This is a genomic window from Bacillus sp. EA-CB0995 (assembly GCF_055814245.1).
On sequence record NZ_CP169269.1, the window covers coordinates 4,292,223 to 4,304,339 of the forward strand.

Consider the following 12,117-nt stretch of genomic DNA (forward strand, 5'->3'; position numbering starts at 1 on the left):
AATCATTTGTACAGCCACCACTGTATCAGAACATAAAAATATGTTACAAGGAAACACCCTTCACTGCATGAAAGGAGAATGAGAATTATATTAAAAATTCATTAAATAAAGTTCATTTACTCAAAAAAATATAATTTACTGTTACTTGTGGCATGGTTCATGCGTAACGCATCTAAATGAGGTTTAACCTTTTTTTGCTAGAATGAATTTACTAGAAATTCAATAAAGAACAATACTGATAAAAATGCTATTACCCTTTCGAAATATTCCCAACATTCATAACCCCTTATCTTTTCAGGGTTTGCAAAAATAAGTGGTAACCAGCAACTGGCCAAGCTCAAAATTATTTGGGTTTTAACTGGCACTGCTTATCGGCAGTATAGGAATAATCTCTCTTGTAAACCTTCTAAGACTTCTTCTGGCACTTCCCTGACCTTGATATCCCCACCTAGGAAAAGTAGCCAATTTGTTATTTCGGTCAATTCTTCTGAATTATTAACATTGATAAAAGTCTTTAGAATGGCTGTGGTTTGGTAAGGATTCGTATAGGAAATTGAAACTTTTAAAGGATGGTATTTTTTGAACTGGGCAATCGCCTTTGGACCAAGTTCAACGACAAGGTTGATTACTTCTTCCTGCTTACTTAGTTTTTCTAAAATCTTTTTCTTACTTAATCTTTTTTTCGTAGGGTATGGTTTGACATTGGTGAGATTGTCGACAGGAAAAATCTGTCTCTTTTCTTCCTTTAAGTCAAAGCCTTCAATCAGCCAAAGGCTTTTTTCACGATAAAGGTGCAAGAGATAAATTGGATAAGACTTTATTACCTTCTCTTCTTTGATGGTAATCAATAAATAGCTATCCAAAAGAAGGATTTGGATAAGCTTTTCTAACATAGGATGGGGGAGGTCTGACAGATCAAGCAGGTCGGGATTATTGGGGTTGGTCCCTTCAAAAAGCAAGATTTGATTTAAAAGAACAAGGTCCTCTTGCTGGTTTTCTGAGATGAGGCCTAGTAATTTTTCAGCTAAAGAATGACGACTCTTTAGATAGGGGAGTTGTTGATTTCTTGTAGCCATAAAGGCAATAAAAAGAGCTTTGATCTCATTATCGGTAAAGCGAACAGTGGGCAGGACAGAGTTGTTCATGACAAAATACCCCCCATCCCTTCCAACTTCAGCGACAAGTGGCATCCCCATGGCTTCAATTTCTCTGATATCTCTAATAGCTGTCGAACGAGAGATGTTAAATTCTCGCATGATTTCAGAAATTGTAAAGTGGGCGCGGTTGTTAATATACCGCATGATGATATTAATCCGCTCAACTTTTTTCATCGGGGCCTCCTAAACAGTATCATTTTTTGACATGATTTAAGGCTATTATAAACTTATCAAGTGAAAAGACAAATCATTTGATTAATTTTAAAAAAGGAAGGTTTTGAACATGGCAGATTATACACTAGAAGAAAAAGACAGCTTTACTGTTTTAGGTATTGGAACTGAGCTTAAGAGCGATTACACAGACTTTGCTGGCATAAACAAGGAAAAGTTAGACTTTTGGCGGGCTGTCAAACAAGATGGAAGGCTTGACACTTTAAAAGCTATAGCCACAAATGACTACATTTTTGCCGTGAACGAAGCGGTGAATAACAAGATGATGTATTATGCTGGCGTCATGACAGAGGCATTGGTACCAGAAGAATCAAGAGTTATCCAATTTCCTAAAGGGGCATACCTAGTTGTTAAAGGGGAAGGGGAAACGGCCGATGAGTTGAGTAATAAGCTTACTGGCATTGCCTTTGGTCAAGTCTTGCCAGAAGCAAAGAATATTGCCTATGTTGGCGGACCAAATGCAACGGTTGAGATGGGGCAGCGAAACGGCTTAGTATTTGGTGAAATGTGGATTCCTGTTGTTAGGAAATAAAGAGATCAAAGGAGAGATGGAAATGTCCTATATCGTTGATTTTAAAAATGTGTCTACGGTTGGTTTAGAGTCTTCACCTGTAGCAGAAGCGCTTGCTGGTTTACGTGCTCATGAAGCCCGTTACTTTATGAACAAATACAAGCATGAATTTACGGTTGTACCAGCTAGCGAAAGCCAGGAGACCCTTGATTATGTGAACCGAATTTTGAAAGAAGAACGTGATATTGAGTTTGCGGCCAAACCTTTAGAAACGTCGCGCTTTCAAGTGGAAAATATCAAATTTGCCTACGTCTTTTATGAGGATGGTCTTGGGGTCAACGTCATGTATACGGTTGATGACCCTAAGAAGCGTGCCGTTGGTTTTAAACTTTCTGAGGGGATGGAGGTACCAAAGGAGTTAGAAGCGAAGTTTAAGTTTGCTAGGCAGAAGTCTAAACTAGCTGGAACAATTCGAGGTTCGTTTTTTGTAATTAAAGGAGAATATTAAAGTAAGCAAAAGCGCAAGTGGAGGAATTCAGCCATTTTTGGTAGTTGGTCATTCTTTTTCTTCATTTGGATAAGAAAATCCGGATTGAGCAAAAAAATTAAATTCATCGCAAGAGCAAAAACAACCATTCATGCAACAAATGTTCATCTAGGCATTCAAAATAACAAAACAGCACCTCTCCATCAAATTAGAGGGTGCTGTTACTTTTTTCGCAAAAACATCATTTATTTATGATACGGCTCAGCGTGATTAATCTAAGTGAGGCTCATTAAATTAAGGTTTTTATCGGAGTAAACGTCTGTTCTTCTATTTTGGTATACCACTATTTATGAATCGCAGTTAGTTATTTATTCCTCAACATCTCAGCAAGTTCATATAGTAGGTTGTGCTGCTGAATGCGATAGTGACGTCCTTCCTTTTGCAAATACCCTTTGTCGCAAAATTGTGCAAGCACATGTAATAAATGTCGATAGGAGACGCCTAAAAAATCACAAACAGTTACGTGTTTCTCCTTATAGACCTCTTCATCCGAGGTTTGCAAAATAAAATCCGCAAGCCGGTTTTCAAGCGGGAAGGCGAGACTATACGAATACTTTGCAGCCATTTGTGTTGCTTTTACACTTAAAAATTTGGTTAGTTCACGTAGAAATTTTGCATCTTCTAACATTTGTGTGCGACAGCGATGAAAAGGAAGCGCAAAGCAAATGGTCTTAGTGGAGGTTTGGATCCCTTTTGTATAGTACACCTCATTTAATAATTCCATTTCCCCAATATAATCATTCGCATTGATAAAATTAATTAAGGAAACTTTCCCATTTTGATGCGTTACATAAATTTTTGCTTTTCCTTCAATGACATAAAATAAAAAATCCGGTCGCATGCCTTCTTGAATAATCCATTCATCGCGTTTATATTCATGCACTTCTATAAACTCTTCAATCGGAAAAGAAAATAAATGCGCAATGGAGTACTCATTCAAATATCTTTTCCTTTTCTCATTTTTATAAATTTCCATAATCCACCTCAAAAATGTGAGATATCTCATATTATTGTACGTATCTCCATGTTATCATGCAAACAATGAGGGGGATACAGAATGGACACACAGCGCTGGATGAGTAGACAGTTTTTTAGTTTTTATATGACATGGGGCATTTTTCTACCCTATTGGACAGGATGGATGATTCATACAAAAGGGCTTACGCTTTCACAAACTAGTTTGATTATGAGCTTAGGTTTGGTTGCAAGAGGCCTTTCTACATTAATTGCGTTTCCTTATTTATCGAGGAAATTTAGTAGTAAAATCTTATTGAATGGGATGGCAATCGGCACACTAATTGCTATTCTGTGTTGTATTCCAGCGAGTTCCTTGGTTAGCTTACTTGTGGTAACGTTACTTTTGAATTTTGTTTACCCAGCGCTGATGCCTGCTTTAGATAGCGCAGCTGGCGTACTTGCGCAAAGTAATCAATTAAGACATTATGGGAAGAGCCGCTCGTGGGGATCCATTGGGTTTGTCGTGGCAGGTATGATCTTAACCATCTTTACAGGGGCGTTTGGGGATGAAGTGATTTTATGGGCACTGTTACTCGGCACATTGGTATTCGTGTGTCTTAGTTTTATGCGTGCACCCGTTGTTTTATCTAAAAAACCGCAAGCGGATCAAACAAAAAAAGGCGGTATGCTGGAATTATTTCGCATCAAACACTTTGGTTTGGTGCTCGTCATTGTGATTTTACTGCAAGCGGCACACGCTTCTTATTACAGCTATGGCTATATTTTTTTACAAGATATTCACGCACCCAAATATTTAATTGGGGTAATTATTAACATTGCCGTGATCGCAGAAATCATTTTCTTCTCAATCGCAGATCAGAGCTTTCATAAATTTTCAGTAGGCTCCTTACTGACACTAGCGGCACTTGGTTCATCCGTACGTTGGATATTGGTATTTGCCTTTCCAAATGTTATTGTTTTCTGTATCGCGCAAACATTGCATGCATGCTCATTTGCAATGGGGCATTATGCCTTTATGAAATATTTAATCAAAAATATTCCACATGCGCAGATTCCAAAAGCACAAGGCATGTATTCAGCACTGGCACTTAGCTGGAGTACTGCGGTGTTCACGATGTTCGGCGGCTATTTATACGAAATCGAGCCAAGATACGCCTTTATCGGGATGATTGTTTGTACCATACCGTCGATGCTGCTTGCACTTGTTTATCGAAACTTGGAACATAAAAAGAAAGCAGCAGTTTTTATTTAGTTTGTTTATTTAAGACCATACGAAGCTAAATCGATCTTATATGCCGCACAAATCTTCGGATATTCAAGCAGCGGCATATTTTCGTTTTTCCTAATGCTTAAGATCGTCGTAGAGCATTAGGTAATACTGAGTTATTATAAAGCAGGCTTGTCCATTTTGGACAAGCCTATTAATTTATCCTCAATTTTATCCCGCATTAACGGGCAGTAAGCCCCTCACCTCAAGATGCAGAATAGAGCTCGTTCCGGGGTTTATAAGGGGAGGTTTTCCGATTATGCAAAGCAAAATTACCCATTTTCATATTTTTCGAGTCAATAGGCGGAATCTCTCCGTCTATTTATCAGATCGGGTGCTTAACCTGTTCCCCAAACCGATAAGAGATATAAAAAGTCCCTCCAATAAATTTCTTAATGGAGGGATTCATCTAAGATAGTTAATTTCACCGGTGGTTAGCTCAACTTAATGACTACGGGATCTGTCCCCACTTAGTGATGAAACCCATTATCACATTTCGTATCATGTGGCATAGGCCCGTCCAGGGAATCCAGAAAGGCAACGGCCTGTTTGAGGTTCCTCAAAAATAAATGCGCGAGATCCATGGAAAATCCATTTCGAACCACAACGCGCATAATCGTCACCGCTTCCATATCTGGAGGCAATGGATAGGCGGGTACTTGCCAGCCGAACACACGCAATTGTCGAGATAAATCATAAAGATTCCAGTTTAATGTGTAACCATCTTTCAGTCGCCAAGCGAAAACCGGAATATCCGAACCATCGGACAAAAGTTCGAACGGTTCCATCTTCTGAATCGCCTTGCTAAGAAAAAGAGCGACTTTCTGAGAAGCCCTTTGGACATCATAGTACCCACTTTTTCCCAAACGCAGGTAATTGTAATATTGCAGGAGCACTTGTGCGCCAGGACGAGAGAAATTCAGGGCAAAAGTCGGCATGTTCCCACCCAAATAGGAGACGTGGAAGATTAGATCCTCAGGGAGATCTTCAGCTTCCCGCCAAATTATCCAACCCAACCCAGGGTAGACTAATCCATATTTATGTCCGGATACATTGATGGACTTCACCCTCGGTAATTGAAAATCCCAGACTAAATCTGGTTGAAGAAACGGTGCTATAAATCCCCCGAAGCCGCATCCACATGCATGGGAATGTCGAGGCCCGTCCTCTCCTGTAAATCGTCCAACGCTCTCGCAATGGCGGCAACCGGTTCGTAAAGCCCGGTATAAGTCTCACCGAGAATCGGTACCACACCAATCGTATTTTCATCCACGGCAGCGAGGACCCCCTGAGGATCCAATCGGGGATGCTCTGGGCTAACCTTCACATAGCGTGGTTCAACCTCCCAATAGTTCGCGAATTTTTCCCAAACGACTTGAACAGCAGAACTAAACACAATATTGGGCCGATCCACCGGCTTCCCTTCGCTTTTGCGTGCGTTTTGCCAGCGTCTCTTTAACGCAAGCCCCCCGAGCATACATGCTTCCGACGATCCAGTTGTTGAAACGCCCATAGTCGTAAGGGGGTGGGCGAATGCCAGAGGTTGGCTAAAATGCGGACACACCGCTCCTCAATTTCGGCTGTCTGTGGATATTCATCCTTGTCAATCATGTTCTTGTCAAATGATTTGGCATATAAGTGCTCTGCGGCAGGCTCCATCCATGTGCTAACGAATGTTGCAAGATTCAAGCGGGCATTGCCATCAAGAGCAATTTCATCATGGACGATTTGATACGCTGTTTCTGGTAACATGCCTTCATCAGGCATGTGAAAGCGCGGAACGACTAATTCTCCTTCGCGGGCAAACAGAGGATTTACAGAAAATTCGTGAGGCAGCTCCATTTGCACGTGACGCGGTAGATATTGTGGATTATCTGGCATGATCTCTTTTCCTTCGTATGCATCGTTTTGAACTTCTGCTTTTCGATCCTGTGGCATACAAGTCCCCCTTAATTAATTGTTTAACAAACATATTATTTACAAAAAAGCATTTGTTAAATCAAGGGGACAATTCTAATAAAAGGTGCTGCCACCATTCGAATTAAAGGAGTATATTAACGTAAGCCATTCAAATAACAAAACAGCACCTCTCCAGCAAATTAGAGGGTGCTGTTGTTTCTTCGCTAAAACCTCATTTACTTATGATAAGGTTCAGCGTAATCAATCCTAAATAAAAATCAGGCCTTATCGATTTTTCGATAAGACCTATTGCTCACTGCCACACCTTTAATTTTCTTTTCTAACAAGCCTTACAACATTCTCCACATGCGCTGTATGCGGGAACATGTCAACTGGCTGTACATACTCCACGTCATAACTCTTCATTAATGTTTTAACATCACGTGCCAACGATGAAGGGTTACAAGAAACATACACAACTTTTTTAGGGCTTACTTTTAAAATTGTTTCAAGTAATTTATCGTCACAACCTGTACGCGGAGGATCAACAACAATTACATCTGGACGCCATCCTTCTTTCACCCATTTTGGTAACCATTGTTCCGCTTTTCCAGCTTCGTACTTTGTATTTGTAAAACCGTGACGCTTCGCATTTTTCTTCGCATCTTCAATCGCTTCTGGAATGACATCCATTCCGCGTACTTCTGCTGCATCGTTTGCAAGCCAAAGCCCAATTGTACCAACGCCGCAATAGGCATCTACGATTTTTTCTTTTCCTGTTAAAGCAGCCGCTTTTTTCGCTTCGTTATATAAAACAACTGTTTGCTCAGGATTCAACTGGAAGAATGCGCGTGCCGATAATTCAAATGATAAATCACCAAGCGTTTCTTGAATGATTTCTTTTCCAGCTAAGCGGAATGTTTTATCACCAAAAATAACAGATGTTTTACGCCAGTTCACATTTTGCATAATCGATTTTACAGTTGGCATCTGTTTTTGTACTTCTGCGATAAATTGATCTTTATTTGGTAATTCTTCTTTTGTTGTAATTAATGTGACTTGTACTTCCCCTGTTTGAACCGCAGCACGTGTCACAATTGTACGTACAAGACCTTTTTGTTTTTTCTCATTGTAAATAGAAATGTTCAGTTTTTCTAATATACGTCTTACAACTTTTGTTGCTTCGTTTGTTGCTTTATGCTGAATCATACAATGAGAAATATCAATTAATTGATGTGAGTTTTGTTTGTATAAGCCTGTAATGACTTTTTCGTCTTTACGCCCTACTTGCAATTGACTTTTATTGCGATAATGCCACGGATCTCCCATACCAAGTGTCGGACGAATGATAGCTTCCATACTTCCGTTCATATACTTTTCAAATGCTTGTACAACAATATCACGCTTTTGATTCAACTGCTCTTGATAATCTAAATGTTGCAGCTGACAACCGCCACATTCATCGTATACAGGACATGGCGGCTTCACACGATGCGGTGAAGCTTTACGAATTTTTTCACTTTTGCTTCTGCAAAACCACGTTGAATTTTCGTTGCTTCTGCAACAACTTCCTCTCCAGGTAATGCTCCCGGAATGAAGACAACTTGTCTCTTAAAATAACCTACGCCCTCTCCGTTAATTCCGAGACGTTTAATTGTCACAGGAAACGTTTGACCAACTTCCAACTTACTCTCATGTTGTTTTTGTATCATTGTTACACCTCTACTCTATACTTTTCCATAAATATAATGATGCATAACTGCAATATGGTTCACATTCTTGTTTCATTCGTTCTAAAAATACGTCACCTGGCTTTTGCTCTAACTGAAACAACTGTTGAAGCGCGCGTTGAATTCCGATATCTGCTTTTGGAAACATATTTGGGCGTCCAAGCCCGAACAGTAAGAAATTTTGTACGGTCCATGCTCCAATACCTCGAAGCGGCAATAGTTGTTCTCTAACCTCTTCGTCAGTTTTTCCCTCTAACTCTTCTAAGTTTAACTTACCGTCCATAATATGTTTCGCAAGTCCAATGATATATTCTGCCTTCCGCTGACTAAATTTTTGATTTCTCAATTCTTCTACTGTAATATTTGCTACTTGTTCAGGTTTTGGAAAAAAGAAAACACCGTGTTTCTCTGTTCCGTATGTTTTTACAAATTGTTCTGTAAGCTTTGTAGCAAATTTCAAATGAACTTGTTGATGAATAATGCAGCGAAGAAGACAAGAAAAATAATCAAACTCTAAAATAATGGGTGTATATGCAAACGTTTCAAAAAGTGGACGTAATGACGTGTTTGTAAAATGATTTTGAATCTCATGGAAAGGTTGATTCCATTGGAAAATAGAAGAAATACGCTTCATAACTTTATCTCGTTTATCTGTTTGACTAGAGATCCAAAAATGTGGCTGTTCCATTGTTCCCTTTCCTTGTATACGTACAACAAGTTGCTCTCCATCTATGCTAAGCGGAACATGAATTGTTTTATCTTCTAGATTAACGACATTTAATGGATCAAAAGATAATCGCTTTAACACTTCTTCAAAACGATACGGGTATTCTAACGTAACTTGTTCGCTCCACATACGTTCCCCATCCTTTTTACACATCATTATAGCATGAGAAAACCGCAAGCATACATGCTTACGGTTGATTGCCTTTTACTAAATCATCTAAGCTTTTAAAATGATACCCCTTCTCGCGTAAATCATCAATGATTTTCGCCAATGCTTCTGTATTATCTTTGGAAACAGAGTGCAATAAAATAATAGCTCCAGGGTGAATCATATTCATAACATTATTATGAGCATATTGCCATCCTCTTTGCTGATCTACTTTCCAATCCAGAAAAGCAAGTGACCAAAATACATTATAATAGCCCTGTTCTTTTGCAAGTGCTAATGTACGCTCACTAAAAATCCCGCGTGGCGGTCTTACATATAGTACTTCTTTTTGGCCAGTTACCTTCTTAATTTCATCTTTTACAATTTGCAGTTCTTCACGAAGCTTCGTGTCATTTACTGTTGTAAAATCCGGATGACTTTGTGAGTGGTTTCCAATAATATGTCCTTCATCTGCCATTCTTTTCAATAAATCTGGTTGGCTCTTTATATAATGTCCTGTTACAAAGAACGTTGCTGGTACCTTCTTTTCTTTTAACACATCAAGAATCTTTCCTGTAAAGCCATTTTCATACCCATTATCAAACGTTAAGTAAATATCTTTTTTCTTTGTATCCCCTAAATAAAATCCTCCATTTTTCTGCAGCAGCTCTGTAAATTTCTGACCAGCATCCGGAGGAGTTTCATTCTTCGCACGTGGAATCCCCCAATGATTTGGTGTATTCACATAAGCAAACACAGAAGCTGGAACAAGTACCATCATAATTGAAAAGATAATACTGATGTATAACCAATTACGCTTCATTTATAAGCTCCTTTTCATATATAATCGTACTTGTAGTTTCTGTGTCTCTAATTTGTTTCATGCTGAACACGTTTTTCCATTTATACCAATACAAAGAAAGAGCATCTCCACTATTGGAAATGCTCTTTCTCCTCATTCATCTTATTTAAATACTGGTTCTTTAAACGTTGCTAATTTCTCTAAAGATGTTTTATCAACATCAGCATGTAAGCTATTACCGTGAGAATCCATCGTTACAACTGCTTTGAATCCTTCTATACGTAAATGCCACATTGCTTCTGGAATACCAAATTGTAAGAAATCAACATTTTCTACTTCTTTAATACACTCTGCGTAGTACTGTGCTGCACCGCCAATTGCATTTAAATATACGCCGCCATGCTCATTTAATGCCGCCAATGTTTTCGCACCCATACCACCTTTACCAATAACAGCACGAATACCAAACTTCTTCATAATATCGCCTTGGTAAGGTTCTTCACGAATACTTGTTGTTGGTCCTGCCGCTTTAATTTTCCAATTGTCGTTTTCATCTTTTATAACAACTGGTCCGCAGTGATAAATAACTTGTCCATTTAAATCAACTGGGCAATCGTTATCCATTAAATGTTTATGAATCGCATCACGACCTGTGTACATCATACCGTTAATCGTTACAACATCACCGACGCGAAGTTCACGAATTTGCTCTTCTGTAATTGGAGCTTGCAGGACGATTTCACGTTGCGTATTTGCATCTTCCTTCGCTTCCTCGTGCTTTAACGTATCTTCACCTTCTTGATATAACCAGTCAATGATTTCACCTGATTCTGGATGAATCATTACACCTAAGCGGCGATATGCCCAGCAGTTATACGCAACAGAAACATAAAAACTAGCTGGAAGACGGTTGTATACGCCAACCTTGCAACCAAGCAATGTCGTTTCGCCGCCAAAGCCCATTGTTCCAATGCCAAGCTTATTCGCATTTTCAATAATATATTCTTCAAGCTGCTTCAATTCTGGGATTGGATTTTCATCATCTAATGTACGGAATAATTGGTTTTTCGCAAGCTCATAACCAGACGTACGATCTCCTCCGATACCAACACCAATTACACCAGCACTACATCCTTGCCCTTGTGCTTGGTATACCGCATGAAGAAGACATTTACGAATTCCTTCTAAATCACGACCAGCTCGTCCTAATCCTTCTAGTTCACAAGGTAAACTATATTGAATATTTTTATTTTCACAGCCGCCGCCTTTTAAAATAAGACGCGCATCAATATAATCTTTTTCCCATTGCTCAAACTTAATAACAGGTGTTCCTGGTCCTAAGTTATTTCCGCTATTATCGCCAAACAGAGAATCAACAGAGTTTGGACGAAGCTTCCCGTCTTTTGTTGCCTGTTCAATTGCTTGGTAGATCGCTTCTTTAATGTGTAATTGATTTACACCAACTGGTGTATAAACTTTAAAAGTTGGCATCCCTGTGTCTTGGCAAATTGGCGAAATATTGTCATCTGCCATTTTAATGTTATTTGTAATTGTTCCAAGCGCCATCGCTGAACGAGTCCCTGCATTTTCTCGTTCTTTCGCTCGTTGAATTGCACGGCGAACATCTTTCGGTAAATTCGTCGACGTTTCAACAATTAGTTGATACATGCTTTCTTGAAGCTTTTTCATTATTACTTCCCCCTCAATTGTGAACGCTACCAAAACGCTTTAAAAAATTTCACATTTTGATTATACCTCTTTTTTTGTGTTGCTTCTAACAAAAAAGAATCAGCAATTTGCTGATTCTTACTCACCTTTTTTAAATTGCTCGCATTTAAATTCAATATCATCTAACATTTCAAGAAGACGGTCCACATCTTCTAGTTCTACATCTTCTGGTTCAATTGTATCAATAACTTCTAAAAACATATTTAGACGTTCTTTCAAATATACTAATTGTGAATCTTTATCATAAGTAGCATTTCCCATAGGTGCTCTCTCCTTTTTATTCGAGTTATCCTAATTAACTCTTACTAGACATAAATGTTCAAAATAACACACTTATACAACTCGATTGTTTCGACTCATACTCATTTTACTTGTTGAATCTTTATTTTATTA

The 12,117-nt window shown here is 38.8% G+C and carries 9 protein-coding genes and 2 pseudogenes; 3 read left to right on the top strand and 8 right to left on the bottom strand.

The features are described from left to right. Positions 1 to 368: 368 nt before the first annotated feature. Positions 369 to 1,331, bottom strand: coding sequence for a helix-turn-helix transcriptional regulator (locus ACEWFJ_RS22045; protein ID WP_429707766.1), 963 nt, complete (start codon positions 1,329 to 1,331; stop codon positions 369 to 371). A gap of 109 nt (positions 1,332 to 1,440) precedes the next feature. Here ACEWFJ_RS22045 and ACEWFJ_RS22050 point away from each other — a divergent pair, with 109 nt between their 5' ends. Together ACEWFJ_RS22050 and ACEWFJ_RS22055 are read left to right on the top strand one after the other, a co-directional pair. After that, the gene (locus ACEWFJ_RS22050; protein WP_473689914.1) at positions 1,441 to 1,920 is read left to right on the top strand and encodes a GyrI-like domain-containing protein; all 480 of its coding nucleotides are present in this window, start codon (positions 1,441 to 1,443) and stop codon (positions 1,918 to 1,920) included. Between the two features lie 22 nt (positions 1,921 to 1,942). Beyond that, positions 1,943 to 2,407, top strand: coding sequence for a phage tail protein (locus ACEWFJ_RS22055; protein ID WP_473689915.1), 465 nt, complete (start codon positions 1,943 to 1,945; stop codon positions 2,405 to 2,407). 343 nt (positions 2,408 to 2,750) lie between these two features. Here ACEWFJ_RS22055 and yeiL read toward each other — a convergent pair whose 3' ends face one another. Next, entirely contained in the window at positions 2,751 to 3,422 is a 672-nt protein-coding gene (gene yeiL / locus ACEWFJ_RS22060; protein ID WP_098311044.1) for a transcriptional regulator YeiL, read from the bottom strand. Positions 3,423 to 3,503: 81 nt separating this feature from the next. On the opposite strand from yeiL, the gene ACEWFJ_RS22065 reads away from it, so the two are divergent. After that, on the top strand, positions 3,504 to 4,676 hold the full coding sequence (locus tag ACEWFJ_RS22065) for an MFS transporter (RefSeq protein ID WP_473689917.1): 1,173 nt from the start codon (positions 3,504 to 3,506) through the stop codon (positions 4,674 to 4,676). 485 nt (positions 4,677 to 5,161) lie between these two features. Here ACEWFJ_RS22065 and gad read toward each other — a convergent pair. The 6 genes and pseudogenes from gad to ACEWFJ_RS22095 all read right to left on the bottom strand — a co-directional run bounded on the left by gad (position 5,162) and on the right by ACEWFJ_RS22095 (position 11,985). Next, positions 5,162 to 6,629 (bottom strand): annotated as a pseudogene (gad, locus tag ACEWFJ_RS22070) (glutamate decarboxylase). Between the two features lie 288 nt (positions 6,630 to 6,917). After that, positions 6,918 to 8,302, bottom strand: a pseudogene (rlmD, locus tag ACEWFJ_RS22075) (23S rRNA (uracil(1939)-C(5))-methyltransferase RlmD). A 10-nt stretch (positions 8,303 to 8,312) separates the two neighbouring features. Further along, positions 8,313 to 9,176 carry a DNA-3-methyladenine glycosylase family protein gene (locus ACEWFJ_RS22080; protein WP_473689918.1) on the bottom strand — a complete coding sequence of 288 codons (864 nt, stop codon included), beginning with the start codon at positions 9,174 to 9,176 and terminating at the stop codon, positions 8,313 to 8,315. 58 nt (positions 9,177 to 9,234) lie between these two features. Continuing rightward, complete coding sequence (gene pdaA / locus ACEWFJ_RS22085) at positions 9,235 to 10,017, bottom strand: delta-lactam-biosynthetic de-N-acetylase (protein ID WP_098310891.1); 783 nt, start codon at positions 10,015 to 10,017, stop codon at positions 9,235 to 9,237. Between the two features lie 141 nt (positions 10,018 to 10,158). Then, the gene (locus tag ACEWFJ_RS22090) at positions 10,159 to 11,685 is read right to left on the bottom strand and encodes a fumarate hydratase (protein ID WP_473689919.1); all 1,527 of its coding nucleotides are present in this window, start codon (positions 11,683 to 11,685) and stop codon (positions 10,159 to 10,161) included. A 117-nt stretch (positions 11,686 to 11,802) separates the two neighbouring features. Next, positions 11,803 to 11,985: an SE1561 family protein gene (locus ACEWFJ_RS22095; protein WP_098310889.1), complete on the bottom strand. Its 183-nt coding sequence runs from the start codon at positions 11,983 to 11,985 to the stop codon at positions 11,803 to 11,805. Positions 11,986 to 12,117 lie beyond the last annotated feature (132 nt).